General features: G+C 70.5%; 19 protein-coding genes and 1 pseudogene. 7 read left to right on the forward strand and 13 right to left on the reverse strand.

The window, feature by feature from the left end; translation table 11 throughout:
* A pseudogene (locus B124_RS31050) lies at positions 1 to 245 on the forward strand (IS5/IS1182 family transposase); the annotation flags it as partial.
* 425 nt (positions 246 to 670) lie between these two features.
* On the opposite strand, the gene B124_RS31055 reads toward B124_RS31050, so the two are convergent.
* A complete protein-coding gene (locus B124_RS31055) occupies positions 671 to 5113 on the reverse strand; it encodes a trypsin-like peptidase domain-containing protein (protein ID WP_496506330.1) in 4443 nt (1480 codons plus the stop codon).
* Positions 5114 to 5725: 612 nt separating this feature from the next.
* On the opposite strand from B124_RS31055, the gene B124_RS31060 reads away from it, so the two are divergent.
* A complete protein-coding gene (locus tag B124_RS31060; protein WP_496506360.1) occupies positions 5726 to 7492 on the forward strand; it encodes an ATP-binding cassette domain-containing protein in 1767 nt (588 codons plus the stop codon).
* A gap of 45 nt (positions 7493 to 7537) precedes the next feature.
* Here the strand turns inward: B124_RS31060 and B124_RS31065 are convergent, their stop codons facing one another.
* Complete coding sequence (locus tag B124_RS31065; protein ID WP_496506331.1) at positions 7538 to 8296, reverse strand: SDR family oxidoreductase; 759 nt, start codon at positions 8294 to 8296, stop codon at positions 7538 to 7540.
* A gap of 100 nt (positions 8297 to 8396) precedes the next feature.
* On the opposite strand from B124_RS31065, the gene B124_RS31070 reads away from it, so the two are divergent.
* Positions 8397 to 9248, forward strand: a complete 852-nt coding sequence (locus B124_RS31070; RefSeq protein ID WP_496506332.1) for a helix-turn-helix transcriptional regulator — start codon at positions 8397 to 8399, stop codon at positions 9246 to 9248.
* A gap of 65 nt (positions 9249 to 9313) precedes the next feature.
* Here B124_RS31070 and B124_RS31075 read toward each other — a convergent pair whose 3' ends face one another.
* The 7 genes from B124_RS31075 to B124_RS31105 all read right to left on the reverse strand — a co-directional run bounded on the left by B124_RS31075 (position 9314) and on the right by B124_RS31105 (position 16597).
* Positions 9314 to 10411 (reverse strand): methyltransferase, encoded by a 1098-nt coding sequence (locus tag B124_RS31075; protein ID WP_496506333.1) that lies wholly within the window; start codon positions 10409 to 10411, stop codon positions 9314 to 9316.
* Positions 10412 to 10634: 223 nt separating this feature from the next.
* Positions 10635 to 10997 (reverse strand): VOC family protein, encoded by a 363-nt coding sequence (locus tag B124_RS31080; protein ID WP_496506334.1) that lies wholly within the window; start codon positions 10995 to 10997, stop codon positions 10635 to 10637.
* A 35-nt stretch (positions 10998 to 11032) separates the two neighbouring features.
* The gene (locus tag B124_RS31085; RefSeq protein ID WP_496506335.1) at positions 11033 to 13357 is read right to left on the reverse strand and encodes an ATP-dependent Clp protease ATP-binding subunit; all 2325 of its coding nucleotides are present in this window, start codon (positions 13355 to 13357) and stop codon (positions 11033 to 11035) included.
* A 13-nt stretch (positions 13358 to 13370) separates the two neighbouring features.
* Positions 13371 to 14639: an ABC1 kinase family protein gene (locus B124_RS31090; RefSeq protein ID WP_496506336.1), complete on the reverse strand. Its 1269-nt coding sequence runs from the start codon at positions 14637 to 14639 to the stop codon at positions 13371 to 13373.
* A complete protein-coding gene (locus B124_RS31095; protein ID WP_496506337.1) occupies positions 14636 to 15361 on the reverse strand; it encodes a hypothetical protein in 726 nt (241 codons plus the stop codon). The genes B124_RS31090 and B124_RS31095 overlap by 4 nt, the downstream gene beginning before the upstream one ends.
* Positions 15362 to 15378: 17 nt before the next feature.
* Positions 15379 to 16086 (reverse strand): DUF6073 family protein, encoded by a 708-nt coding sequence (locus B124_RS31100; RefSeq protein WP_496506338.1) that lies wholly within the window; start codon positions 16084 to 16086, stop codon positions 15379 to 15381.
* 70 nt (positions 16087 to 16156) lie between these two features.
* Positions 16157 to 16597: a hypothetical protein gene (locus tag B124_RS31105; protein ID WP_496506339.1), complete on the reverse strand. Its 441-nt coding sequence runs from the start codon at positions 16595 to 16597 to the stop codon at positions 16157 to 16159.
* A 351-nt stretch (positions 16598 to 16948) separates the two neighbouring features.
* Here B124_RS31105 and B124_RS31110 point away from each other — a divergent pair, with 351 nt between their 5' ends.
* From B124_RS31110 to asnB, 4 genes are all read left to right on the forward strand, one after another.
* A complete protein-coding gene (locus tag B124_RS31110; protein WP_496506340.1) occupies positions 16949 to 17464 on the forward strand; it encodes a flavin reductase family protein in 516 nt (171 codons plus the stop codon).
* Positions 17465 to 17569: 105 nt separating this feature from the next.
* Positions 17570 to 18799, forward strand: a complete 1230-nt coding sequence (locus B124_RS31115) for a cytochrome P450 (protein ID WP_496506341.1) — start codon at positions 17570 to 17572, stop codon at positions 18797 to 18799.
* A 35-nt stretch (positions 18800 to 18834) separates the two neighbouring features.
* Positions 18835 to 19401: a carboxymuconolactone decarboxylase family protein gene (locus B124_RS31120; RefSeq protein WP_496506342.1), complete on the forward strand. Its 567-nt coding sequence runs from the start codon at positions 18835 to 18837 to the stop codon at positions 19399 to 19401.
* 74 nt (positions 19402 to 19475) lie between these two features.
* Positions 19476 to 21317 carry an asparagine synthase (glutamine-hydrolyzing) gene (gene asnB, locus B124_RS31125; protein ID WP_496506343.1) on the forward strand — a complete coding sequence of 614 codons (1842 nt, stop codon included), beginning with the start codon at positions 19476 to 19478 and terminating at the stop codon, positions 21315 to 21317.
* 6 nt (positions 21318 to 21323) lie between these two features.
* On the opposite strand, the gene B124_RS31130 is transcribed toward asnB, so the two are convergent.
* From B124_RS31130 to B124_RS31145, 4 genes are read right to left on the reverse strand one after another with little or no spacing between them, the layout of a single operon-like run.
* A complete protein-coding gene (locus B124_RS31130) occupies positions 21324 to 22667 on the reverse strand; it encodes an FAD-dependent oxidoreductase (RefSeq protein ID WP_496506344.1) in 1344 nt (447 codons plus the stop codon).
* Positions 22668 to 22685: 18 nt separating this feature from the next.
* Positions 22686 to 24134, reverse strand: coding sequence for an aminotransferase class V-fold PLP-dependent enzyme (locus B124_RS31135; protein ID WP_496506345.1), 1449 nt, complete (start codon positions 24132 to 24134; stop codon positions 22686 to 22688).
* Between the two features lie 54 nt (positions 24135 to 24188).
* The gene (locus B124_RS31140; protein ID WP_496506346.1) at positions 24189 to 25655 is read right to left on the reverse strand and encodes a M1 family metallopeptidase; all 1467 of its coding nucleotides are present in this window, start codon (positions 25653 to 25655) and stop codon (positions 24189 to 24191) included.
* 51 nt (positions 25656 to 25706) lie between these two features.
* The gene (locus B124_RS31145) at positions 25707 to 26954 is read right to left on the reverse strand and encodes an aminotransferase class V-fold PLP-dependent enzyme (protein WP_496506347.1); all 1248 of its coding nucleotides are present in this window, start codon (positions 26952 to 26954) and stop codon (positions 25707 to 25709) included.
* Between the last annotated feature and the right edge of the window lie 26 nt (positions 26955 to 26980).

Below are 26980 nucleotides of genomic sequence, written 5' to 3' on the forward strand. Positions count from 1 at the left end.
CCTACCTGCGCAGGCGAGGCATCAAGGCAGTGATTCCGGAGCGGATCGACCAGATCAACGGCCGTGTCCGCCGAGGTGAGAGCCTTTGCCGCCTCGACCGGGCCACCTACCGCCGCCGCAACCTCGTCGAACGCTGCTTCAACAAGCTCAAGCACAACAAGGCCCTGGCCACCCGCTACGACAAACGAGCCCGCCACTACGAAGCCCTGGTCACCATCGCCTGCCTACAACTCTGGCTCCCCTGACATTGCGGACACAACCTAGGGCCTCGCGGTCGGCGGCGGAAAGCGGCTCCGAGAGCTCGAACCGGCCCAGGTCCGGTCCGGTCCAGCCCTTGAAACGCCGGCAGGACGCGCACCACATGTAGCTGATGAACGAGGGCGTGGCCCGCTGGAAACTGCGGTAGGCGTACGTGCGGACCGCGACCTTCCCGCAGGCGGGACAGCGCCGCTCCGACTGGTCCTCAAGGAAGTCGGGCCCCTGCAGCAGTTGCCGTTCCTGCTCGTGATCGAAAGGCCGCATCGTCACCTCACTGCCGACCCCGGCTGTGGAACTGGTCGAGCATCTGCCTGCCGCAGCGCATCCCCCACAACGTCCGCGACGTCGTGCAACTCCCGCGCCGGTTGCCCGACCGGCTGCGGGTCACCCGGCGTCGGATCGTCATCGCGGGTCAGACGGTCTCGGAGGCGGGTTCCAGCACGGCGTCGAGGCAGCTCGGGTCCAGCCGTACAGCGAGGGAGAGCGGTCCGCTGCCGTCCTGGAAGATCCAGTGGATCTCGGTCCAGACCTCCAGGGCGAGTGCCTCGGCCGCACGTCGGCGGGCCCGTTGGCCGTACTGCTCGCGTACGGAGGGATCCGCGCCGCGGTTCTCGTCCCGCTCCAGAAGCCGCAGGTCAGTCTCCGCCAGCTCGACGAGCGCCGTCGCCCGCTCGTTCCGCGAGTGCAGCGTGAAGACGAAGTCCTCTGCCCGGCGGTGCTCGCCGACGCGGTCGGCGGCCGTCGCCAGCGCCCGGTACGCCTCGCCCGGATAGGGCACCGTCCCCGCCTCAAGTGCGGCCTCGGCCTGAGCCAGCAGCGAGCGGGCCCGGCCGGTGTCCCCCGTCTCGGCCAGCGCGGTGGCGAGTTCGGCGAGCGCGTACGCCCGCTCGTGCCCGGCGACCACCATGTGGGCCAGCTCTTCGGCGAGGTCGTGTTCGCCCAGCCGTCCCACCTCGCGGGCGAGGAAGGCGAGTTCCTGGCCCCGGCCGCCGGCGATCGCAGCATCCTCGATCATCACCGCGAGTTCGTCTCGCTCACAGACAGCCGCGGCGACCCTCAGGAGCTCCCTGATGTTCATGCTCCGGGTCGCTCCGTTGTCATCCTCTGCCGCCAGGTCCAAGGCATCGTCCACGAAGGACCGCGCCAACTCATCCTCGCCGAGCTGCGCCGCCGTCTTGATCAGCTCCTCCAGAAGCAGCTTGTACTCCACGGCCGGACTGATCCGGTCGAGCGGGTCGGTGACCGCCTGGAGCCGTTCCGCGCAGACACGGGCCGAGCGCTCCGCGGCATAAAGCAGCAGCCGGGCGCGGTCGGGTTCACCGCCGCGTGCCGCCGCTGCCGCCAAAGCGGTGAACGCCATGCCGTGCTGGTAGGCGTCGGCGATGGCGTGGGCGAACCGCTCCAGCCGGCTGAGGCTGAGGCCGGTGGTGGCGGGTACCAGCTTGGCGAGCCCGGAGACCGCTGCGCACTGCTGCGCCGGGTCGTCGATGGCGGCGAACGCCTCCCGCGCTTCGGCGTGTTCCGCGGCCAGCGTGGCGGCACGGACAAGCTGAGCCACGGCCCGATCGTGGTCGCGCGTTCTCCGCACGGTGTGGATGGCCGGGCTGGCAGCGCGGATCAGCTCCCCGGCGCGTTTGTGATCTCCGGCCAGGGCGGCTTCCTCGGCGAGGGCGCTGAGACCTCGTGCCTGGCCGTCCGGCGTGGCCAGCGACCGCAGCACCGCCTCGGCTCGTCCGCCGTGGCACGCCGCGGACACGGCCGGTACGAGGCCGTCGAGTACGGCTCCCCGCTGGCCACGATCGGGGATCCTGGCCGTCTTCTCCGCCAGGAGATCGATCAGTCCCGCCAGGCGCGCCGCGTCTTCAACTGTGTCCGGCATATTCATGACGCGCAAGGCGGCGACAAGACTGCCGGCCTGCAACGCGGGATCGGTGTCCGAGCCCATCGAGTCCTCGCAGGCCATGACGTACAGCCGAGCCCTGTCGCGCTCGCCCGCGTCGGTGGCGGTCCTCGCCATCTCGGCGAACGCCGCCGCTGTGCTCCCCGGCAGCGGGAGCGCGCGGGCCAGCCGCTCCGCGTCCCGGTAGTCGCCGTTGGCGGCCATGGCCATGACGATGACGATGTGGTCCCAGGCCGGTGGAATGGTCCTCCCCGGCATGGGGTGGGCCCGGGCCAGGGCCTCGGCCCGATCGTAGTCGCCTGCCTGCGCGACGCGCTCCACCAGCCAGTCGAACTCCGAGATACCCGCGGCATCGTCTGCCGCGCACTGGTGCTGCTCGGCGAGGTCCCAGTCGCCGTCGTACGCCGCGAGCAGGGCCAGGAGGTGGGAGTGTTGTTCCTCGTCCCCGACCGACCGGCTGAGTCGGGCGGCGGCGGCCCGCAGGGAGCGCGCCTGGTCCCGGTCGCCGCGGTCGGCCGCGACCGTCGCCACATTGATCAGCACCTCCGCCTGGTACGCGGCGGCGTCTTCGTCGCTGCCGGAACGGGCGTGAGCCTGCGCCCGCTCATAGTCGCCCCGCTCCGCCGCGGCCACGGCGCACCGCCCGAACACACCGTCCGGGCCGTCGAGATACGCCGGATGCAGGTGGGAGGCGAGCCTTTCCGCTCTTTTGTGGTCCCCTTGGGATTCGGCTCTCACGGCAAGGCTCGTGATCAGCTCCCCGGGCAGATGCTCGCCCAGGGCCAGGGCCTCGGCCCGCTCGTGGTCACCGGAGAACTCGGCGATCCACGCGAGTGTTCGGTTGCGGGTCTCCTCGTACGTGATCAGCTCCGCCACTGCTTCGGCGCGCGCCCGGTCGCCGTGCTCGGCGATGGTCCACGCGAGTTCGCTGAGCGCCTGGAGTTGCCGGCGGTCGTCGTCGACCGAGCGGGCCAGCGCCTCCGCGTGGGTGCTTTCGCCGAGCCGCTCCCACACGGCGGGCAGCGACGCGGGCATGTGGGCGTACCGGCGGGCGAGTTCGTCGCGGCGTAACGCCAGGCGGAGCGCCAGCGTCAGGTCCGGGGCGGGCTGGCGCACGTTGAGGTCGTGTGCCATGCCGAGTTCGGTGAGGGTCAGGAAGTCGTTCCCCGTACGCAGCCGCAGCCGCTCGTTGCGGCGCCGGTCACCCGCGCAGCGGGCCAGCCGCCGCACGTCGTCCGTGGCGACGAGGAGGTGCGGGTAGTCGTGCAGCAGGTAGCCGGGGGTGTCCTCCGGCCAGCCGCTCGCGTGGCAGGCGTCGGCCCACGCGTGCAGCCGGGCGCGGCCCTCGTCCAGTTCGGCGCCGAGGCTTTGTTCTGCCGTGGCGCGCAGCGTGTCGTGGCTGAAGAAGTAGACGGGAGGCTGCCCGTCAGGACCCGGCCGGCTGGCGAGGCTGCGGCCGAGGTCGCGTTCCAGCAGGTCGGTGATCTCCAGCGGGGAGCGCCCGGTGAGGTGTGCCAGGTCGGGGCGGGTCAGACCGCCGCCGGCGGCGGTGATCAGCCCCATCACCTCCCGCCGCGCGCCCGGTTCGCCCAGCACCTGCCGGAGTTCGCGGCGGGCGCCGCGCTCCAGGCTGCGGGCGTGCGGGGAGGCGGACAGCTCCCGTACCGGGCACGAGAAGAGCGGGTGGTCGTCTCGTACGTCGTCCGGCAGCGGCGGGTGCGGTCTGCTGGAGACCAGCACCCGCATGTTCTCCGGGGGGTTGAACGGCAGCAGGGAGGCGATGCTGGCCAGGCCCGTCTCGGCGGCGGTGTCCTCGTCCAGGCCGTCCACGACCAGCAGCAGCGTACGGCCCGAGGCGCGCGCCTGGCCGGCCGCCGCCTCCAGCATCGGGGGCAGCAGCCTGTGCGGCGGGGTCGTGGCCGGGTCCGCGTCCCGGTCGGCCAGGTGGGGCAGTTGGCGGGTGACGGCGGTGAAGAACGCCCCGCTGTGGTCCTCGCCGCGCAGGCGGCGGGTGACGAAGAACGACACCACGTCCACGCCGCCCGGCGGGTGCAGCGCGAACCAGGACAGCAGCGCGGTCTCTCCTGACCATGGCGCCGCCTGCCACCACAGGTAGGGCTCGTCGCCCGCGCAGAACTCCGCGAGACCGGCCAGTTCCTCCTCCCGGTCCAGCAGCCGCGCCGGGGCGAACGTGTCCCGGACGTGCGACAGATGGCGTACGACGGAGTCGGGCCCGGCGGGCGGTAGGACGTCCGGCAGGATGCCCGACAGCGCCGGCCCCAGCAGCTCCGCCAGCCGTTTCCGGTCGTCCGGCTCCAGGGAGGCGACGCAGCGGTCCACCCTGCGGGCCGTCAGGCTGCCGAGACCGCCGGGGTGGTGATGGTTCGTCAGTACGCCGATGATCCGGTCCCCGCACCAGAGGGCGGCGCCGGACATCCCCTCCCAGGGCGAGACCGGCCCGGCCGGACCGTCCGGCGGACGGTCCGGGGGTGCGGCCACGGTGACCTCCAGGGTGCCCTCCCGCCGGTTGGATCCCACCGCCACCCGGCCGTCCACCTGGTGGGAGTCGCGGTACCAGCCCCCTGCGCCGTCACGGGCCTTCAGCTTGAACCTGGGAAAGCCGACCGCCCGGACCTCCAGCGTGCCCGTACGGTCGCCGACGCTGCCGAAACGTACGCCGGGAAGCGCGTCGTCCTCGCCGCCCGCGCGGGATTCGATGACCAGGACCGCGATATCGTGTGCGGCCGACGCCCACCCCACGGTGGCGTGCGTGCTCCACTCCGACGGCCGGTCGGCGTCGAACCGCACCCGTACCGCCCGCGCCCCGGCGACGACGTGCGCGGCGGTCAGCACCGCCGCCGCAGTCACCCGGTATCCGGAACCGCGCCGTTCGGGGCCCTCGCCCGGATCCACGATGATCTCGGCAACCCGATGGGGATCCACCACTGAGTCCACGCCCGTCTTCTTGATTTCTGCCAGAACCCTCGAACTCGGGCCAAGCACTCTACCGGCGCCGCGGCTCCGGGACGCCGGGAACGAGCCGGAACCGTCCGCACGCAATCCCCCACCCGGGTTACGCCTGCGCCGCCGTCGCCTTGACGGGTGAATCGAACGTACGGAAGCGCCGACCGCACTTGCCTACCGCGCCCCCATTCGCACCTGTGCTCGACCTGTCGCCCGGCCCGTCCCGTATCGGCCCGGTGACCATCCACGTTGTCCCGGGTGCTCGACCCGGTCCCTACCTGAGGAGCAAGCCGTGAATCCCGTACGTCCCTGTCCCGCCGCCCACCCCGCGTTCGAAAATCCTCCCGCTCAGCACGTCAAGCCCGCGGTGCCCCCGCGCCCCGCCGCCGCACGCCGCGCCCCGTTCGCGTCCGCATCACGACCGTCAACGAGGTGGGGCGCTTGAGCGGCGCGAAAGCCCCGACCCCGACGGCGGACACAGCGGCGGACACGGCGGCCGTTCCCGCCGCCCGCCCGTCGGCTCCCCGGCCCTCGGCCCCGCCCGAGCTGGACTACCACGGGCGCAAGCACGGCCGGGCCCTGGACGACGCCACCTTGTGGGACATGGCCCGCCGGATCCCGACAGCGCTCGCCCAGTCGGCCCGGCTGGCGTGGTCCGTGGACCGCCGTATGACGCTCACGGTCCTCGTGTGCCAGGTGCTGTCCGGCCTGGGCACCGCCGTCATGCTCACCGCGGTCTCCAAGGCGCTGCCCCACCTCACCACTGCCGACGCCCGCACCGGGCTGAGCCGGGCCTGGCCGGCGCTGACCGTCGCGGTCGTTGCGATGGCGCTCGGCGCCGCGATGTGGATCCTCGCGGACTGGGCCACCCGCCGCCTCAACCCGCAGATCGCCTCCGCCGTCGACCTCACCCTGGTCGACCTCCATATGAAGGCCGAGCTGTCCGCGTACGACACCGCGGGCTTCACCGACCGCAGCCGGGCCGCGGAGATCGGCGCCCTGCGCGCGGTCGACCTCGCGGACGACGCCAAGACGATGACCAACGGCCTCATCCAGCTCCTGTCTGCCGCGACCGTCCTCACCTCCCTCCACCCGCTGCTCCTGGGCGTGCTGCTGCTGTCCGTCCTCCCCCGGGGCATGGGCGGGGTGATCGCCGCGCGCATCGACTACCGGGTGCACGACCGCACCATCTCCGCCCGGAACGTACGCGGAATGATGCGCTGGTGGCTGACCACCCCCGACCTCGCCGACGAACTGCGCGCCAACACCATGCGCCCCTACCTGTACTCCTGGTACCGGGTGATGTGCGACAGGGTCGAGGGCCGCGAACTCCAAGGGGCGCGCCCGTACCTGCTGGTGACGCTCCTCGCGTCATCCCTGGCGGGCCTGTTCACGCTCGGCATGTGGACGGCGCTGGCCGCGCTCGCCCTCTCGGGAGCCATGTCCACCGCCATCGCCGGCACCGCCGTCGTCGCCTCGCAGACCGCCGGACGCGCCCTCAACTCGATCGTCCGGTACGGGGCCGTGCTGTTCCACCACGGCCTCTACCTCAGCGACTACTACGCTTTCACCGGCGAGGTCCGCGCCATGACCACGGCCCGCGGCACCGTTCGGGCCGGGGCGCCGCGGCGGATCCGCCTGCGCGAGGCCGCGTACACCTACCCCGGCAGGGACACCCCCGCGCTGCACCCGGTCACCCTCACCCTCAACCGCGGCGAGGTCGTCGCCCTGGTCGGCGAGAACGGCGCCGGCAAGTCGACCCTGATCCGCATGCTCACCGGACTGACCGTGCCGACCGGCGGCACCGTCCTGTGGGACGACACCGACCTCGCCACCGCCGACGCGGAGTCGGTCTGGCGGCACGTCGGCCTCGTCCCGCAGAAGAACGGGCACTGGCCGCTCGCCGCCCGCGAGAACATCACCCTGGGCCAGCCCCGCGAGCACTCCGACGACCGCGTCTGGGACGCCGCGGACCACGTCGGCATGACCCCGGCGCTCCGCGCCCTCCCGGACCGGCTCGACACCCTGCTGGCCCGCTCGGTGTGGGGCGGGCACGAACTGTCCGGCGGGCAGTGGCAGCGCCTGGCCTGCGCCCGGGCGATGTACCGGGAGCCGGCGGTGCTCGTCCTGGACGAGCCCACCAGCGAGATGGACGCCCGCGGCGAGCACCTGATCTTCCGCAGGCTCCGCGAGCTGGCCCCCGACCGGATCACGGTGGTCGTCACGCACCGCCTGGACAACGCCCGGATGGCCGACCGCGTCATCGTCCTCGACGGAGGCCGCCTCCGCGAGGAGGGCACGTTCGACGCCCTCGTCGCCACGGAGGACAGCCTCCTGCGCGAACTGCACGACCTCGCCCAGGACCGCTGACCCCCCTCCCGCCCCCCGCCGCGGCCACGTACGCAGCCGCGCACGTCAGCGGGCGTGCGGGTCCGCGGTGTTGAGGGTGGCGACGACCTGGTCGTAGTCGCCGCGAACCTCGCCGTAGCGGAGGAACTTCACGCGCTCGACGAGGATCTCGCGGGCCCCGGGGCCGGCTTCGAGCAGCGCCATGGCCTCGTCGGCGAACTCGTCGAGCGGCATGGCGAAGTCCGACGTCTCCTGGCCCGGCATCAGCGCCGTCCGGACCGACGGCGGGACCAGCTCGACCACCTGCACGCCGGTGTCCGCGAGCTGCAGGCGCAGGGTCTCGCTGAGCATGTGGATGGCGGCCTTGGTCGCGTTGTACGTGGGCGTGATGCGCAGCGGGGCGTGCGCCAGGCCGGAGGAGACCGTGACGATCGCGGCCCCGGGGCGGGTCTGCAGGTGCTCGGTGAGGGCGGCGATCAGCCGGATCGGGCCGAGCACGTTGGTGACGACGGTCTCTTCCGCGTCGGCCAGGAAGCCGGGGGTGCGCCAGTCTTCCGCGCGCATGATGCCGGCCATGGCGACCAGCACGTTCAGGTCGGGGTAGCGGTGCAGGACGTCCTGGACGGCGGAGGTGATCGAGGCGGCGTCGGCGGTGTCGATACGTACCGTGCCGAAGCCGTGCCCGGCCGCCAGCTTCTCCAGCAGCTCGGTGCGCCGCCCGCCGATGACGACGGTGTTGCCCTTCGCCTGGAGCCGCAGGGCGAGGGCGAGGCCGATCCCGGAGGTGGCGCCGGGGATGAAGATCGTGTTGTCGGTGGTGTTCATGCAGCCACCGTGCGCCCGCGGCGGCGGGGGCGGGAGAGACCTCCGGATCGGGGGACCGGCGATCCCTGGATACGCGGGCTGCCGGAGGAACAATGGAGGGGTGAACCGTGCTGCCCTCGCCGACTTCCTGCGCCGCCACCGTGAGGCGCTGCGCCCGGCCGACGTCGGTCTCGTGCCCGGGGTACGCCGCCGGACCCCCGGGCTGCGGCGCGAGGAGGTGGCGGCGCTGGCCGGGATGTCCGTGGACTACTACGTGCGGCTGGAGCAGCAGCGCGGTCCCCGGCCGTCGGACCAGATGCTGGCCGCGCTCGCCCGGGCGCTCCGGCTCACCGCCGACGAGCGCGACTACCTGTACCGGCTGGCGGGGCAGAACGTGCCGCGGTCGGTGTCGCTGGACACCCATGTGGCGCCGGCGCTGCTGCGGGTCCTGGACCGGCTGGAGGACTGTCCGGCGCTGATCCTGTCGGCGCTGGGCGAGACGCTCGTGGCGAACCGGCTGGCGACGGCGATCTTCGGCGACCGCTCGCGGCTCACGGGCTGGGCGCGCAGCGACGTGTACCGGTGGTTCACCGACCCGGCGACCCGCGAGGTCTACCCGCCCGAGGACCGGGCGGGCCAGGCGCGCAGCCTGGTCGCGTCGCTGCGCGCCGCCCACGGCGTGTCGGGGCCGCGGTCACGCGCGGGCGAGCTGGTGCGGGTGCTGCTGGCGGAGTCGGACGAGTTCCGGGAGCTGTGGGAGCGGCACGAGGTGGCCCAGCGGTTCGCGGACCACAAGGTGCTGGTGCATCCCGAGGCCGGGGCGATCGAGGTGGACTGCCAGGCGCTGTTCACCGAGGACCAGTCCCAGGCGCTGCTGGTCCTCACGCCCGCACCGGGCAGCGAGGCCGAGGAGAAGATCCGCCTGCTGGCGGTGCTGGGGCACGAGGAGTCCTCGGCGACCGCGGGCGAGTAGGACCGGGCGGCGTACGCGCTGGTCAGCGGTGTACGCGCCGACCGGCGGGCTTCGGCGACCAGGCGTCAGCCGGCGGCCCGCTCCCCGGACGCCGCCGGTGTGCAGACGAGAATGCTCAGCGGGCTCGGTGTCGCGATGATCTCGTCGAGCCGGAGGCCGGCCTTCCCGAGGAGCTCGCGGAACTCGTCGGCCGTACGCTCCGCGCCGTTGAGGTTGATCAGCATGTTCAGGTCCTGGAACTTGCTGAGGTCGGGTTCGTTCGCGGGCCGGACCACGCGCGTGATGACCAGCAGCGTCGTGCGGTCGGCCATCGCGTCCCGGCAGGTGCGCAGCAGCCGCGTGGCGCTTTCGTCGTCCCAGTCGTGCAGCACCGACTTCATGATGTAGCAGTCGGCTCCGGGCGGGATCGTGGAGAACATGTCCCCCGCTATCGCCTGGCACCGGTGTCCAAGACCGTTCGCCACGAACTGGTCGCGGGCCTCGCGGGTCACCTCAGGGCGTTCGAAGAGGATGCCTTCGACGTGCGGATACCTGTCGACGATCGCGGCCAGGAGGTTCCCCTGCCCGCCGGCGACGTCGACGACCGTGACGGCGCCCGAGAAGTCGTAGCTGCCGAGGATGGCGCGGACCTCCGCGGTGGAGAACGCGCTCATCGACGACTGGAACAGGGCGTGCGCGTCCGCATTCGTGGCCAGGTACTCCCACATCGGCATCCCGAAGACGTGGTCGAACGCCGGCTCGCCGGTCCTGACCGTGTGGCCCAGGTTGCCGAGCGTGGGCCACTGGAGTTCCGAGCCGACCAGCCGTGCGATCGGCTGCAGCGACCCGGGAACGTCGGAGCGCAGCAGCTCGCCTGCGGCGGTGAGTTCGAAGGAGCCGTCGTCACGTTCGCGGAACACTCCGATGCCGGCCAGAGCGCGCAGCAGCCGGCGCAGCGCCTGGGCGTCACACTGGGTGGACCGGGCGAGGTCGGACGGCTGCCGTGGCGCCCCGTGCAGGTGGTCGGCGATCCTCAGATCGGCGGCGACCGCGATGCACTGCGACGCGTAACACCCCATCAGCAGCGAGAACATCTGCTGCCGGGGACCTGCGGCAGGAGCGGTCGGGCCGCCCGCGCGCGCCGCCGGCGGGGATTCCTTGAGGCCACCGTGCTCTGAGGTCATGGTGTTGTTCCGATCACTGATCCGGTCGTCGTCACAGGTCCGCAGAACAGTTCCGGGAGAGAGAGCGGCTGCGCGGCACGTCTTCCCGCGGGGGCGGGCGGGCCGCGCCGGACTGACTGCCGGCGGGGTGATGCCGCGCAGCCGCGTCGGTCTCGCTTGCTCGTCTTGCTCGTCTTGCTGGTCTTGCTCGTCTTGCTCGGTTCCCCGTCTTGGCGCCGGCGGGTCAGGCGGAACGCTGATCCCACAGGCCGATGGCGTTTCCGTCCGGGTCGGCGAACACGGCGATGTTGCCGAATCCGGGCAACTCGGTGGGCTCCATGACCCTCGACCCGCCAAGCTCCTCGGCCCGCTTCAGCGCGGCACCGAGATCGGTCGCATGGAAGTACACCCGGATACCGGGCTCGCCCATGGCCGGGCCGATCCCGCCGGTCACGGAGCCCTCGCCGGACTGGGTGTCGACGAGGGCGTATCCCCCCATATCGGGAATCTGGTTGACGTTCCAGCCGAACATGTCGGCGTAGAACGACTGGAGACGCCCCGCGTCCTCGGACGAGGTGATCTCGAAGTACGCGAGCGGCTGGCCCATTTCTCATCCCTCCCAGATTACTATTTTTTCTTAAGTCAGTCTGAACTTACCTTACGGCCCTGCGATCCGTCAACGCTCCCCGGGCTCAGGGGAGTCAGCGTGAGCCGGCCGGAGTCCGTATCGGTGTCGACTCTGACGGTGTGGCCTGGCTTGACGTGCTCGGCGAGCACCAGCTCGGTGAGCGGATCCTCGATGTGTGTCTGGATCACCCGGCGCAGTTGCCGCGCCCCTTCCCTCGGGTCGTGCCCGCGGTCCGCCAGGTGCTCGCGCGCAGCCGCGGTGACCTCGATCGAGATGCTGTTGGCGCGCAGGCGCTGGTCCAGGCCGTTCAGCAGCAGGCCGACGATGGCCAGGACGTCGGCACGCGACAGCTCGGGGAAGACGATGACGTCGTCGAGCCGGTTGAGGAATTCGGGTCTGAAGTGCTGTTTGAGTTCGACGGTCACCACGTCCTTCAGATGCTCGTAGCGATGGCTGCCGTCGCCGTCGGCGAAGCCGAGACGGCCTCTGGCGAGGTCGCGCGAGCCGAGGTTGGTGGTCAGGATGATGACCGTGTTGGTGAAGTCCACGCGCCGGCCGGCCGAGTCCGTGAGGTGGCCGTCGTCGAGCACCTGCAGCAGCGTGTTGAACACGTCGGTGTGGGCCTTCTCCACCTCGTCGAACAGCACCACCGAGAACGGCTTGCGGCGGACCCGCTCGGTCAGTTGCCCGCCCTCGTCGTGGCCCACGTACCCGGGTGGCGAACCGACGAGGCGTGACGCCGTGTGGCTCTCGCCGAACTCGGACATGTCGAACCGGACCAGGCTGTCCTGGTCGTCGAAGAGGAACTCGGCCAGCGCCTTGGCCAGTTCGGTCTTACCCACGCCCGTCGGGCCGGCGAAGATGAAGGAGCCGACCGGCCGGTGCGGGTCCCGGATTCCCGTGCGGGTGCGTTTGACCGCTTTGCTGACGGCCTGGATCGCCTCGTCCATGCCGACGACCCGCCGGTGCAGCCGGTCCGCCATCTGCCCGAGCTTCTGCGACTCGTACCGGGACATCGCCGACACCGGCACACCGGTCTGCTGCGACACGACGATTGCCACGTCGTGGGCCGCCACCTCGGCCGACGCCGGATCGAGCCGGAGCGCGACCTCCGCCGCGGCCTCGTCGATCAGGTCGATCGCCTTGTCGGGCAGGAACCGCGTGGACAGATAGCGGCAGGACAGGTCGACCGCGGCCTGGACCGCCTCATCGGCGATCGTCACCTGATGGTGCGTTTCGAACAGCGGCTTCAGTCCGTTCAGGATCTCGACGGCGTGGGCCGGGGTGGGCTCGTCCACGCTGATGCGCTGGAAACGCCGGTCGAGAGCCGAGTCCTTCTCCAGCGACTTGCGGTATTCGCTGTGCGTGGTCGCCCCGATGAGCTTCATCTCGCCGCGGCTGAGCATGGGTTTGAGGATGTTCGCGGCATCGATCGACCCCTCCGCGGCACCCGCGCCGACCAGCATGTGTATCTCGTCGATGAACACGATGATGTCGCCGCGGCCCAGCACCTCCTTGAGGACGTCCTTGAGGCGTTCCTCGAAGTCGCCCCGGTAGCGCGAACCGGCGACCATCGACGCCAGGTCGATCGCGTAGAGCTGTTTGCCGGCGAGCGAGGGGGGAACCGCGCGGTCGACGATATTGCGGGCCAGCCCTTCCACGATGGCCGTCTTTCCGACGCCGGCGTCCCCGAGCAGCACGGGATTGTTCTTCATACGCCGCGAAAGCACCTGAGTCAGCCGGCGGATTTCCGCGTCGCGGCCGATGACGGGGTCGAGTCTGCCGTCGGCGGCCTCCCGGGTGAGATTGACGCCGAACTTGTCCAGGAGCTGCGATCCCGCCGGCCTGAACGCGGCCGGTTCGGCCGCGGCGGGCTGGAGTTCCGCCGGTGCCTCCGCCGCCATCGCAGCCATCGCCTCCAGGAGTTCGGAACGCAGGTCCACGGGGTCGAGACCGAGGCTGAGCAGAATGTCAACGCTGAGGTTCTTCGACGTCTCGGCGAGGAGGGCGAGCAGGATGTGGGCGGGCTCGACCACGGCGTCACCGCGGCGCCCGGCCTGCCGCGCCGCGGCGCGGAGCACCTCGGCGGCCTGCGGGGTCGTGGGCAGCTCCGCCGCCGGACGGGGCTCGGATTCCCCGAGGATGAAATGGACCCGCTCATGGAGGGTCTCCACGGACGCGCCGTTGTCGCGGAGCACACGTGCGGCCGGCCCGTGCGCGTGATCGGCCAGGCCGAGGAGCAGGTGTTCGGGGCCGACGTAGGGATGGTTGAACCGTTGCGCCTGGCCTTCGGCCAGGCTGAGCACGTGGTCGGCGGCGCTGCTGAACGTGTCGTCCACAGGTCCTCCCCGGCTACTGGTCGATAAGGCTGGACATGATGTAAGGAGCGGCCTCGATCTGGAAGTCCATATGGGGTGCCAGTTCATTGACGGTTCCCTCAAGGGCGATCAGGCACAGCAGCGGGAACGTCATCTCAGGCTCGGCGTAATAGCCGTTGCTCTGCTGGATCTGGAACAGCCGCGCGGCGAAACGGGGCACCGAGAACTGCGCGACATCGAGTTCCGCGGACTCCTCCACGAGCCGGACGACCTCCGCTTCGAACCGGGCCAGGTTCTGATCGTGGCGGCCGGCCCCTTTCGTCGTACTGAGCAGGATCCCTGCGCACTCCTGCCCGCGGCCGGTCACCATGCCGCCGAAGAACCGGGTGAAGCGCTCCCGGGAGAATCCGCTGAGCATGTGCGCGAACCCGACGTCGAGCAGTACGAGTCGCCCGTCCGGGAGCAGGTACGCGTTTCCCTGATGCAGGTCGATATGCACGAAGCCGTGCACGAACACGAGCTCGTACATCGCGCGGACCAGCGTGGTGATGCCCTCGTCGCGCAGGTCCGGTGCCGCGGTCGCGAACGTCTGGCGGTCCAGGCCGTCGATGAACTCCATGGCGAGCAGTTCGGAGGTGGAGTACTCGTCGACCGGCGCCGGAATCACGACCTGTGCCTCGTCCGCCAGGAACCCCCGGAGCTGCGCCAGCATGGTGCGTTCCCGTTCCAGGTCGAGCTGGTTGAGCACGGCGGCGCACAGATCGTCGACGATGGCGACGACCGGGCTGGAGCGCATCCACGGGGTCTTGGCGATCAGCCTCGCGCACCAGCGCAGCATGGCTGTGTCGACCGGCACCGTCTCAGCCGCGTCGGGCCGCCGTATCTTCAGCGCCACGGGAGCGCCGGGCTCGGGCTCCCACCGGTACACGCAGGCGATCGACCCGCTCGCCACGGGTCCCTTCGCCACCGCCGCACGGGCGCTCGCCGGCAACGGCCGGTGGGAACGTGCCAGCACGGCAAGCGCGTCGGCGGCGCTCATCGCGGCGACGTTGTCCTGCAGCCGCGACAGCCGCCGCGCGAGCCGCGGACCGATGAGGTCGGACCGGGTGGCCAGCAGTTGGCCGACCTTGATGTAGGCGCCGCCGAGCGACTCGACGGCCCGTACGAGGGAGTCGGCAGCCGCGTCCCGCGCCCGTCGCGGATGGATGAGCGCGGCGCCGGCCACCCTCGCCGTCGCGGTCGCCACAGCCGCCAGCCGGGCCGTGGCACGCACGGCGTTGCGGCCCCGTACCGCGCGCTTCATGCCGGCCCCGTGCCGGAGAGCTGCCGGTCCGCCTCGTCCAGGAGCGGAGGGGCGTCCTTGATGCCGGGGTGCCGCGCCAGCGCCAGCACCGGGGTGACCCGTTCGAAGACCGTCGGCTTCCTGACGCCGGCCCGGCCCACCCGGATCCGTACGGGCATGCCGTGGTCGGCGTCGCTGCCGAACTCCTCGACCTGCCAGGAGCGTTCGAGGACGTCGTTCCTGTGCACCGTCCGGCCCACCGGCGTCGACCGGTCGGCCACGTGGAACTCGGTGACCGCCACGCCGTCCGTCCGGTAGACCACCTGGTCCGACGCGCCGAGCGACGCCGCCCACGCGGACTCGTCAGACGCCGCCTGGGCACAGGTCTTCGGGAGCAGGCTGGGGCAGACCGTGCGCATGAGGTCCAGATAGCTGATGTCGGTCAGCGGGAGGCAGTCGAACATCTGCGGGCGGTCGATGGCTCTGGGGGCGCGCATCGTCGGGATGAAGGTACGGATGCGGCAGCCCCCGGGCCGCGTCAGGTCTTCCCAGATCGCCACCTCGGTGCCGCTCAGGGTCTGCGGGGCGTCGATCCGCACGGCGGTCAGGAACCGGTGGCCGGCCGCGGCGCGGGCGAAGGTGTACCGCATCACGCGATGACCTATCGAGGAGGAAACGCCGAATGTGTACGCCGTGAGCGGGCCCGCGTCGAGGTTGGCGCGGGCCCGTCCACTGTCTTTCACCGCCGGTCGTTCCTGGCTCAGGCGGTGATGGTCGCGAACTCGACCGGCTGGGTCGCGTTCTTCACCGGGATGTGGTGAAGCAGGGCGCCGATCTCAAGGTCCGCCGCCAGCAGCGTGCCGACCCGGCGGTCGCCGTCGTACAGCGCGTACGACGTCGACGTGCGGGACACGTCGCCGATCGGGGGAACCATGTTGACGCGCGACTCGACGTCGACGCGGGTCTCGCCCGTGTCGATGATCGTGCCGAGGTTCTCGATGTCGAACCGCGGGTACAGCGCGGTCACGCAGTTCTTCATCGGGGTGATCTCGGGGTCCACCGGGCCGGGGACGAGGTTCGGCGACACGGTCGCGCCTTCGCTCTTCGACGGGGTGTTGGTCACCCTGACCTGCCCGAACACGTCGCTCTCGCCCACGACCTGCAGCGAGAGGAACTGTGCGCCGATGGTTGCCGTACGCCACGTGAGCTCGGTCTCGCCCTCGGCGCCGATCCGCGGCTCGTGCCGGCGGTAGACGCCGATGCCGTGCAGGTCGACCAGGTCCTCGCCGAGGCCGTCGATCGACACGTGGATGCGCTCGCGGACGGTGAACGCCTCAAGCGCGGCCGGACCCAGGGTGTAGGGACGGATGGTGTACAGGTCGCCGCCCCACGCGAGGTCGTGACCCTTGACCACGTCGGCGTTGTGGAGCGCAGCCGCGCCGTCGCGCAGCTCGTTCATGAGGCTCATCAGATCCTCCAGGTGAAGTTCTTCGCGGACTGGTTGAACCTGTTGTGTTGTGTCTGGGGCCGAGCGTGGATCAGGACTTGTCCGCCAGCGACTGCATCAAGCCCTCCAGGGCGTCGATGACGTAGGCGAGGTCGATGATCCGCTCAGGCAGTGCGGTCGCGTTCGCGGTCCGGTCCTCGAGTTCGATCGCGAGTACGTCGACGAGTCGCTCAAGGTTGTTGTGCGCGATGGTCACCGGGAAGTAGCGGAGCTGGTCGGCGTACTTCGGGTCGGCCATCGGCGGGCCCGGCTCGATGCCCTGGTCAGGTCCGTAGGCGGCACGCCAGGCTTCCTGGACGGCCCTCTCGTAGGTGAGGAAGGAGCCTCGGAAGTAGGGGAGCCAGATCTCGCGGAGATCGCGTGCCGGCATGCGGCCCCTGACGAATTCGGTGGCCGCGGGCACCACCTTGGCACGGTATTCCTCAAGCAGAGCCGTGGTGTCGAGATCGTGAGGAGCGACGATGTCGGTCATGGCGCTTCCTTCCGCGGTCGTCAGGCGGCAGCTACGCACCACTCACTAGATCACTGTTTTTTTCTATAGTCAACAGGTAACTACTGACGATTTGCCGCGACTTGCGGACGATCAGCTCGCCGGCGGTGGCGCACTGGCGCCCCCCTTCACCCGGCTCCCCCGGCACGCTGATCGCTGAGCAGGCAGAACCGATCAAGCGGCGGTCAGCGCAGATCGTGGAAGAGGGCTGGTCACCGGGGTTCTTCGAGGTTGCTGAATGTTCCGGTGAGCCCTGTCTGCGCACTCTTTGAGGTTCCGAAGGCCCCGCACAGTCGGTAGAACATAACGTAGCGACCCGAGGGGAGGCTTGCGTTGCGCTCATCCCAGCACCGGCTCGCCGCAGGCACCGTGTCAGCCGTCGAACGGCATACCTTCACCCGCGCGCTCGGTCACTTCGTCACCGGGCTGACCATCGTGACCGGAGCGACGCCGATAGGCCCCGTCGGCATGACGTGCCAGGCATTCTGCTCGGTATCGCTCGACCCGCCGCTGGTCCTGTTCTGCGCCCGGAACGGCTCGACGACCGGCCAGGTGATCGGCGACCTCGGTGCGTACAGCGTGAACCTGCTCGGCAGGGACCAGCAGTGGATCGCCGAGCGCATGGCCGCCTTCGACGCCAGCGGGGACCGGTTCAGAGGCATCGACTGGCAGCCGAGCGAGCTCACGGGATGCCCGCTCCTCGCCGGCACGCTCGCCTACGTCGACTGCGTGCTGCGCGACGTCCATCCCGCCGGCGACCACAGCGTCTACGTCGGGCAGGTCATCGGCGCGGGAAGCAGCGAAGCCGACGCCCACCCGCTGACCTACTACCGCGGCAGCTACGGGTAGGCGGGTTGACTCGGCCAGACAGCCGCACTACGGTCTCAATAACTAAACATATAGCTATCTACGGACAGGCAACGGCCGGAGTTCCGGCAGAGCTCGGAGTGGCAGATGACCAACATCGCCGAGTCGGCCAAGCAGAGGTTCGGTGAGATGAGCGCGCTGTTCGCCGACCCGTACCCGCTGTACCGGCACCTTCGTGACGAGGAGCCGGTCAAGTTCTCGCCCGAACTCAACGCCTGGGTGGTCAGCCGGTACCACGACATCAGAACGGTGTGCGGTGACCCGGAGACGTTCTCCTCCCGGGGGCTGACGCACCCCTTCGACGATCCGCACCCCGAAGTCGCGAAAGTGCTGGCGACCGGCTACCCGATGGTGCCGATCGCGATCAGCACCGACGGCGAGGCGCACACCCGGTTCCGCCACCCGTACCTGCAGGCCATGGCCCTGTCCCGGACCGGCGAATTCGGCTCGGCCGTCGACGGCGTCATCGGCAGGCACCTGGACCGCATCGCCCCGTGGGGAAAGTGCGATCTGATCGCCGATCTCGCCCGGCCCGTCACCGTCGAGGTCATCCTGCGCTTCATGGGCATCTCGGCGGACCACATCGAGGACGCCGCCCGGTGGAGCAGGGACCTCGTCTCGTTCCTCTTCTCCCCCGCCGAGCTGGACGAACGCGTGCGGCAGGCCCGCAGTCTGGTCGCCTTCCAGCACTTCATCGCCGACGAGATCGAGGAGCGCCGGGCCCGGCCCGCCTCCGACGTCATCAGCGTCATGGTCCGCGAGCAGCTCCCCGACGCCGTACCCCTGTCGATGAACGAGCTGGTCAGCGCCCTGTGCGGGCTGGTGATGGCGGGGCACAAGACGACCATCGACACCGTGGGCAACGGCATGGCCGTCCTCCTGTCCGAGCCCGCCCGGTGGGCACGCCTGCGTGCCCACCCGTCGACCATTCCGGCCGTCGTCGAGGAGATCCTGCGCTACGACGCCCCCCTGCAGGGTCTGTGGCGTACGACGACCCGGGACACCGCCCTCAGCGGCGTACCGATACCGGCCGGCAGCAGACTGTTCATCCTGTTCGGCTCCGGCAACCGTGACGAGGATGCGTTCGAGGCCCCCGACCAGGTACGCGTCGATCGCACGCCGAACCGGCACCTGTCCTTCGGGCACGGCGCGCACTTCTGCATCGGGGCGCCGCTGGCGCGGACCGAGGTGCAAAAGCTCCTCGCGGGCCTGGCGGACCGGCTCCCGGACCTGTCGCTCTCGCCGGAGTTCACCGGCGAGCGGCACACGCCCGTCCTCGGCTTCCACGGATACACCCGACTGCCGGTCGAATGGTAAAGCCCCCCTTTTGCCGACGAGGCTAGGAGCACGTCATGCCACACATCACCATCGACGCCCGCATGCCCGGCATCTTCGGGCTGTTCAACTACCGCCCCGAAACCGCCAAGCCGCTCCTGGAGTTCTGCGAGGCGCTGCTGCGCGACGACAACTCCCTCTCCCGCGGCGAGCGTGAGCTTATCGCGGGCCACGCGTCCAACCTCAACGCCAGCCCGTTCTGCGCCAACGGGCACTTCGCGATCGCCGCAGCCCAACTGGACGACGGCGAAGCCGTCGCCGATGCGGTCAGGTCACGTTCGGCCGACGCGGCGGTCAGCCCGAAGATGAAGGCGCTGCTCGACATCGCGACAAAGGTGACCGCCGACGGCAAGACCGTCCAGGACGCGGACGTCGCCAGGGCACGCGAGGCCGGCGCCACGGAACGCGAAGTGCACGACACTGTCCTCATCGCCGCCGCCTTCGCCATGTTCAACCGCTACGTCGACGGACTGGGCGCCGTGGTGCCCGAGGACCCGGACTTCTACACGTCCATGGCCGCGGGACTCATCAGCCAGGGGTACGCCTCCGGTACCCACTCCAGGACCGAGCGCGCACCGGTCTAGCACCACCTCGCTTCGTACGCCGCACGGCTCACGCGCGGCGGCGGCATCGAACGGATCAGAGTGGGAGATCACCAATGTGCGGAATCACCGGCTGGGTCTCGTTCGATGCGGACTTCGGTGACCGGCGGGACGACGTCATCGAGTCCATGACGTCGACCATGGCGCGCCGTGGCCCGGACGCGGCCGGAACGTTCGTCCGCGACCACGTCGCTCTCGGCCACCGGCGGCTGGCCGTGATCGATCCGGCGGGCGGCCGGCAGCCGATGGCGGCAACCGAGGACGGCCGTGAAGTCGCGCTCGTCTACAGCGGGGAGATCTACAACTACACCGAGCTGCGGGCCGAACTGCGGGCCCGCGGGCACAGGTTCGGGACGAGCAGCGACACCGAAGTGCTCCTCCGGGGCTACCTGGAGTGGGGAGAGGCGGTCGTCGAGCGGCTCAACGGGATGTTCGCGTTCGCGGTCTGGGACCAGCGGCGGGAGCGGCTGGTCCTCGCGCGGGACCGCTTCGGCATCAAGCCCCTGTACGTCTACCGCATCCCCTCGGGGATCGTCTTCGGGTCCGAGCCGAAGGCGATCCTCGCCCATCCGCTGGCCGACCGCACAGTCACCACCGACGGGCTGCGTGAGCTGTTCGCGATGACCGGCAAGCCCGGCTGGTCGCTGTGGCGCGGCATGGACCAGGTCCGGCCGGGCACGACGCTCACCGTCGAGCGCAATCGCGTGACCCCGCACACGTACTGGAGCCTTGAGACCCGGCAGCACACCGACGACGCACCGGCCACGGTCGCGCACGTACGCGAACTGCTCGACGACATCGTCGAGCGGCAGCTCGTCGCGGACGTCCCCCTGTGCGTGCTGCTGTCCGGCGGTCTGGACTCCAGCGCCCTCACCGGCCTCGCCACGGCGACCGACGCGGCGAAGCGCCGGGCGCTGCGGACCTTCTCCGTCGACTTCGAGGACCAGGAGTCGACGTTCACGCCCGACGAGATCCGCGACACCCCCGACGCGCCGTTCGTCCGGGAGGTCGTCGATCTCGTCAGGACGAACCACCGCAGCGTCGTTCTCGACCAGCGCACCCTCTCGGATCCGGGTGTGCGCCGCGCCGTCGTCGGCGCCCGCGACATCCCCGCCGGTCTCGGTGACATGGACAACTCGCTGTATCTGCTCTTCCGCGCGATACGCGAGCAGTCCACCGTCGCCCTTTCCGGCGAGTCCGCGGACGAGATCTTCGGGGGGTACATCTGGTTCCATCACCCGGGCGCGGTCAACGCCGACAACTTCCCCTGGCTCGCTTTCCGCAGCGCCTTCACCGCCGACCGGTTCGCCCTGCTGAACCGTGACCTGAGGGCGAAGCTGGAGCTTGAGGACTTCATCGCCGACCAGTACGCCGTCTCCCGCAAGGAAGTCGACCACCTGCCCGGAGACGACGACCGCGAACGGCGGATGCGGCTCATCAGCCACCAGCACCTCACCCGGTTCCTTCCCATGCTGCTCGACCGCAAGGACCGTGCCTCCATGGCGGTCGGCCTGGAAGTCCGCGTTCCGTACTGCGACCACCGCCTGGTGGAATACGTCTACAACGCGCCGTGGTCGCTCAAGACCTTCGACGGCCGCGAGAAGAGCCTGCTGCGCGGGGCCTCCAGCGCCGTCGTGCCCCGGGCGGTCCGCGACCGGGTGAAGAGCCCGTATCCGACGAGCCAGGACCCCGGGTACGCCGCAAGCCTCGTCAGCCAGTTGTCCGAGATCCTCGCGCATCCTGACGACCCCGTCTTCGCGATCGTCGACCGGCAGTGGGCACAGGCGGCCACCGAGATCCCGCCGGAGACGATGCCCTCAGACGTCCGGGCGGGTCTGGACCGGATACTGGACGTGTACCACTGGCTCGACATGTACGCGCCCGACCTGCTGCTGTAGACCCCGTCAGGGCGTGATCGGCCGGTGGCTCCGCACGGGCCCCCGCCTGGAATAGCGCACCGTTTTCGCGAGCGCGGACGGGCTCAGCAGCGCCGCGGGGGACTTCACCATGTTGGCCACGTCCCACAGGCTCGTCGCGAGGGTCCGGTCATGCTGGCCGGCCACCACGCATCTGGTGACGTACCGATTGATCATGTTCGTCGGCCAGGGCCGGTGGCCGCGGGTCTCGGGATAGACGAAATCGGCTCCGGTGGCCGTCGCCCACGCCGGCGACACCGCGCGTGCGGACAGCCGGTAGAAGGTACGGGCGAACTCCGGATCCGTGACGTCGGACCGCGCCAGGGCCTGCCGCAGCGCTGCCGCCTGCACCGCGGCGGACGTCATGCCCTGCCCGTACAGGGCGTTGAGGCAGCACACGGAGTCGCCGACGCACACGAAGCCGCGCGGATGGGCCGCGAGCCGGTGGAACATCCGCCACTCGTTTCCGCGCAGCCGGTAGCGGACCGCCCCGCCGACAGGCCGTTCGTCCTCGATGATGGACGCGATTCTGTCGGTGGGCAGGGTCCGGGCCCAGCGGAGGTATCCGGCAAGGTCGGCCGGCGCTCCCTCGCCGTGCAGCCCGGCGAGGGTGATGATCCATCTGCCGTCCTCGATCGGCATCGCCGTGCCGAACCGTCTCCTGGCCTTCGGGTCGCTGATGACGAAGTATCCGGCGGCGCCGTCGGTCCGTACGCTCGCCGGCCTCTCGAATACGCGGGTGGTGTACCGCACATGGGACTCGACGCGCTGTATCCCGGGGCTGGGGTATCCGAGCCCGTTCAGCCAGTGGTCGGCTCGTGACCGCCGCCCGGAGCAGTCGACGACGAGATCGGCGTCGACCGCCGTTTCCCTGCCGGACGGGTCGCGCACGCGGACCCCGGTGACGGCGCCGCCGCTGCTGACCAGACCGACCGTTTCACCGGTGCGGAGTCCGACCGCCTTGCTGCCCCTGACCCGCTCGCGTACCAGGGACTCCAGCAGCGGGCGTGAGCAGGAGATGATCGGGGCCGCGTCCGGGACCGCCGCGCGGTAGCCCCTGTGCTGCCACCACCACACCCGGTCCATGGGCATCACGACCGCGCCGTGGCGGACCAGGTCGTCCGTGAGGCCGGGGAAGAGGGCGCCCAGGATCTGCTCACCGCGGCGCAGCAGCGTATGGGGGTGTCTGGCCTGCGGGACGCCGCGCCGGACGCTGCCCGCGGTGTCCAGGTCGTCGCGGTCGATCACGACGACCTCGTCGCATTCGCCGGAGAGTACCTGCGCTGTCAGCAGGCCGGCGACGCTGCCGCCGATGACCACTGCTCTGTGCACGGTGACCCGCCTCCCGTCTCAGCAGCGCTCACGTGCGGGCAGGCCGGCGAGACTCCCGGTGGTCTGGATGAAGTTCTGCCAGCTCAGCATGAAGGAGTCAAAACGGGAAAGGTCGCGGAAATTGGAGACCGGTCCGAGGGAGATACGCAGCGCACCGCCGGTCTGAATGCCGACCTCGTGCCGGTAGTGGTCGACCGAGTACTGGCCGCTGCTGAGCCGGCCGGCGCGCAGCAGGTCGTCGGTATGGAGGCCGAACGCGGTCTCGCCGACGCCGGGATTGCAGAAGCAGCCGGTTCTCAGCGCGATGTTCATGTCGACCGACCGGCTCTCGACGAGGCGTTCGTCGACCACGCGGCCGTTGCCGTCGAGGATGTTGAACGCGATGGTGGGGCCCCTGTCGACGACGTCGCCCGGGCCGTAGACGACACACAGCGGCATACCGTTGTCATGCTTCAGTTCGGCGAGCCGATTCAGCGTGTACTGCAGCAGGCTCGTCATGCGTGCCCGCGCCAAAGACCGTTTGACGACGTTCGTGACGTAGTCAAGGCCGATGTCCACACCGACGGCGCCGAGGAAGTCCGGCGTGCCGTCCTCGAACCCCTCCGCGTCCGGCGCGAGCGCGTGCCAGCCGCCCATCGCGCTGGATGCGATCACCGTGCCGCCGGAGAACCAGGGGCGCCGCAGGCCGGCCAGCGCCTCCCTTCTGGCGACGAGGCAGCCGATACCGGTGGGCCAGCCGAAGACCTTGTAGAACGACAGCGGCACGAAGTCGGGTTTGTGCCGGGCCAGGTCGAGGTCGTGCGACAGCACGAGGGCCGCCGCGTCGAGCAGCACCCGCCAGCCGTGGGCGTGGGCCACGTCTATCCAGTCGAGCGAATGGCGTACCCCGGAGAAGTTGCTCTGGGCCGGGTACGCGAAGAGCGACGGGCCGTCCGTACCGCCGGCGAGCACCCGGGTCGTCTCCTCGGCGTCGGCTCTCAGGTCCGCGCCGAGCGGTACGGTCGTGATCTCGGCGCCCAGCCGCCCGGCGTACTCGCGGATGCCGAGTACGGAGTTGTGGTTGTCCTGGAGGAGGCCGAGCCGGGATTCCGCGGTGAAGGGGAACGCCTCCGCGACCAGCCGGATCGCGGCGGAGGCGTTCGCGCAGAACACCACGGTGTATTCGTCGGGCGGCCCGTTCAGGAAGTCGAGCACCGCCCGCCGCGCCGCCTCGATCGCTTCCGTCGAGCGCCGCGAGGGCAGATTCACCGAGTGCGGATTGCCCCAGATGCCGTCGCAGACGTAGTCGCGGTATCTGTCCAACTGGTACCGGCCGGGAAGCGCGCTGCCGGTGTAGTCCAGGTACACCTGGTCGAGACGGTCCAGTTGGGAGAAGTCCCGGGCGCGCACCTCGTCGAGATGGTCCGCGGCGGCATACTGCCCGTAATGGTGCGCGAAGTCCGCGTAACTCAGCTCGGTGGCCGGCATGACGGGCTCCTCTCAGTTCTCGTTGGCTCGGCTGTCCTTCGCACCGCCGGCAGCTCAGCCCGGTGACCGAGGGTCTCCGGTGCGGCGGATGAACCGGAGCGAAGGAAGTTCGAGGTCGGTATGGGGCAGAGTTCCCGGCGGCGGGTCCGGGCGCCGGCGCGCGAACAGCCAGGGCTGCATGAGCGCGGCGGTGTCGGTCCCGCTGACCGACGCGGCCACCGCGAGGAACTGCGGCAGCGATCCGTGGCGGTGGCGGTGGTCGGCACACCAGGTGCGCAGGCAGCGCATGAACGCCTCGTCGCCGATCGACCGGCGGAGCACGTGCGCCGCCATCGCGCCGCGTTCGTAGACCTGCGTCGACAGGAGGTGGGCGGGTGAGGGATCGCCGGGCGGAATCCGCCAGTAGTCCGGGTTTGCGGCCCGCAGGTGATAGAAGCTGCTGAACAGCTCGTCGGTGGTGCCCTCGCCGTTCTCCTCCGACCACATCCAGGACAGGTAGGTGGCGATGCCCTCGCTGATCCAGATGTCCTTCCAGGTCGAAACGCTGACGGAGTTGCCGAACCAGTGGTGGGCCAGCTCGTGCGCCACGACGTACGAGTCGGGGCTCTGGCGGAAGAAGTGGTCGCCGTAGATCGGATGGGTCTGGGTTTCCAGCGCGTGGGGGCCGGCCATGCGTGTCACCACGCCGCCGACGGCGTCGAACGGGTAGGGGCCGAGGAGCGTTTCGAGCCACCCGCACACCGCCGGCGTGGTCTCGACGGCGGCGCGGGCCGACGGTGCGACGTCGTCGACCCCGGCGCCGTAGGCGGACACCCACTGCAGGCCGCGGTCGTCGAGGGTGCCGGTCTCGATCCGCATCCTGTCGATCAGCAGCGAGTAGAGGTACGAGGCCACGGGCTCGGCCGCCACCCAGCGGAAGCGGCTCCCCTGTGCGGTGTGTGCGTACTCGACGAGGCGGCCCGGGGCGACGGCGGTGAACCCGCGCGGCACGGTGATCGTGAGATCGTAGGTCGCCTTGCGGGACGGGTGGTCGTTGGTGGGATACCAGAACGCGGCCGCGTGCGGTTCCCTCGCGGCGAGCGCACCCAGGGGGCTGTTCAGCCAGGATCGTTCGCCCCGGATCTCCACCTCTCCGGGCGCGCCCGCGTACGTGATCTCGATGCGGTGGCTGCCGGCGCTGAGACCGCCGCCGGGCTCGATGACGAGCTTTCCGGGGACCGCCTTGGGGGCCAGTGCGGCGCCGTCGACGACGACCTCACGGGCCGGCAGTCCGAAGTCGAGCGCGATCGCCGGCACGTCCATGCTGACGGCGATCTCCAGGCGGGCCAGTCCGTGCAGCACGCCGCCGGCGACGTCGAAGCCGGCTTCGAGCGTGTGGTGGCTGATGGTGAACAGGTCGGATCCGTCGACCGGGAAGTAGGGGTCTCCCACGCCCGCCAGGTCCGAGCCGGCCAGTTGCGAGGAGTCGGCGTGCCGGGCCGCTTCGGCCAGCACCTGGTCCACTTCTGTCTGGTCGGTCATGGCCGGGATCCCTCGATCGTGGTGGTCTGTGCTCCGGCACGTACCGCGGCCTCACAGACGGGCGACTGCTTCGACCGCGTTGTCGACGTCGGTTTCGGAGTTCGCGATGGTGGCGGCGAGCCGGGCGTACGACCGCGGGTACGGGGTCGCGGCGGCCCGGATGTGCCGTGCCGCCAGCCCGGTGACGATGTCGCGGGGGTCGGCCCCGGCGACCTCGAAGCAGACGATGCCTGCGCTCATGTGCTCGGGCAGGGGGGTGATCAGCCGGACTCCGGGAAGCGCGGCAAGACCTTCGCGGAGGCGGGTGTTCAGGCTGAGGACGCGGCGGCAGATCTCCGTCTTCCCGATGCTGTTCAGGAAGTCGATCGCCGCGGGAACGGCGTACAGGTACTCGTAGGCGACGAAGCCCCCGGGAGAGACGAACGAGGCCCGCGTCGGCGGCAGGTGTCCCCGGCCGGCCCAGGTGCCGAACACGTCCGCGTCGAGTTCGAAGGTGGGGATCGTCGGCTCCACGTACCGCCAGCTTGCGGTCTCACCCCAGATGAAGCCCGTGCCGCGGGGGCCGTGCAGCCACTTGTGGACTCCCGACACGAAGAAGTCCGCGCCCAGGCCGTCGACCGGCTCGTCGAGGACCCCGCAGCCGTGGACGCCGTCGACCACGATCAGCGGATTCGGGCGCGCTCCGTACCAGGAGCGGATCGCATCTGCCGCCTTGCGTACCGGCATCCGCACCCCGCTGCCGGAGTACACCCAGCTCAGTCCGACGACGCGGGTGCGGGCGGTGAGTGCACCGAGCACGCGGTCGGTCAGCTCGTCCTCGGTGACCTCGGCGCCGTCCTCGTAGAGCGAGACGAAGCGCACGACGGCGCCGCATTTCTCGGCTTTGCGCCGGGCCGCCTCGTGATGGGAGTAGTGGTCGTGTTCGGAGAGCAGGATCTCGTCGCCCGGGTGGAGTTGCAGTCCGGCGTAGAGCAGGCCCAGTCCGGCCGTTGTGCTCTGTACGAGGGCGAATTCGTCCGGCCGCGCCCCCACGTACGCGGCGAGGGCGGACTTCACCTGGAAGATCCTGTTCGCTTCGCCGGATTCCAGCGCGGCGAGTTCGGCCCACTCCGGCCGCGCGTCGATGCGGCGGGCCAGCTCCGTGATCGCGTCGCGCACCGGCTTCGGATGCGAGGACAGCATGAACGAGGTGAAATCGGCCCAGCCCGGCTGGAGACCGAAGTTCGCCCGCACCCCCGCCCAGTCGATGCACTCGGTTGTTGTGCTCTCTCGCATCGTGAGGTCGGTGTGTTTCTGCATAGGCAGACCCTTCCTCCGCGAGCACG

It is taken from the genome of Streptomyces sp. CNP082, from assembly GCF_059570535.1.

What these genes read in the sequence shown, in the direction of transcription:
- B124_RS31075 (WP_496506333.1), bottom strand. Translation starts at nt 10,411, where the DNA reads ATGACCTCAGAGCACGGTGGCCTCAAGGAATCCCCGCCGGCGGCGCGC.
- B124_RS31090 (WP_496506336.1), bottom strand. Translation starts at nt 14,639, where the DNA reads ATGAAGCGCGCGGTACGGGGCCGCAACGCCGTGCGTGCCACGGCCCGG.
- B124_RS31060 (WP_496506360.1), top strand. Translation starts at nt 5,726, where the DNA reads ATGGCCCGCCGGATCCCGACAGCGCTCGCCCAGTCGGCCCGGCTGGCG.
- B124_RS31135 (WP_496506345.1), bottom strand. Translation starts at nt 24,134, where the DNA reads ATGCCGGCCACCGAGCTGAGTTACGCGGACTTCGCGCACCATTACGGG.
- B124_RS31115 (WP_496506341.1), top strand. Translation starts at nt 17,570, where the DNA reads ATGACCAACATCGCCGAGTCGGCCAAGCAGAGGTTCGGTGAGATGAGC.
- B124_RS31105 (WP_496506339.1), bottom strand. Translation starts at nt 16,597, where the DNA reads ATGACCGACATCGTCGCTCCTCACGATCTCGACACCACGGCTCTGCTT.
- B124_RS31140 (WP_496506346.1), bottom strand. Translation starts at nt 25,655, where the DNA reads ATGACCGACCAGACAGAAGTGGACCAGGTGCTGGCCGAAGCGGCCCGG.
- B124_RS31120 (WP_496506342.1), top strand. Translation starts at nt 18,835, where the DNA reads ATGCCACACATCACCATCGACGCCCGCATGCCCGGCATCTTCGGGCTG.
- B124_RS31145 (WP_496506347.1), bottom strand. Translation starts at nt 26,954, where the DNA reads ATGCAGAAACACACCGACCTCACGATGCGAGAGAGCACAACAACCGAG.
- B124_RS31065 (WP_496506331.1), bottom strand. Translation starts at nt 8,296, where the DNA reads ATGAACACCACCGACAACACGATCTTCATCCCCGGCGCCACCTCCGGG.
- B124_RS31080 (WP_496506334.1), bottom strand. Translation starts at nt 10,997, where the DNA reads ATGGGCCAGCCGCTCGCGTACTTCGAGATCACCTCGTCCGAGGACGCG.
- asnB (WP_496506343.1), top strand. Translation starts at nt 19,476, where the DNA reads ATGTGCGGAATCACCGGCTGGGTCTCGTTCGATGCGGACTTCGGTGAC.
- B124_RS31100 (WP_496506338.1), bottom strand. Translation starts at nt 16,086, where the DNA reads ATGAGCCTCATGAACGAGCTGCGCGACGGCGCGGCTGCGCTCCACAAC.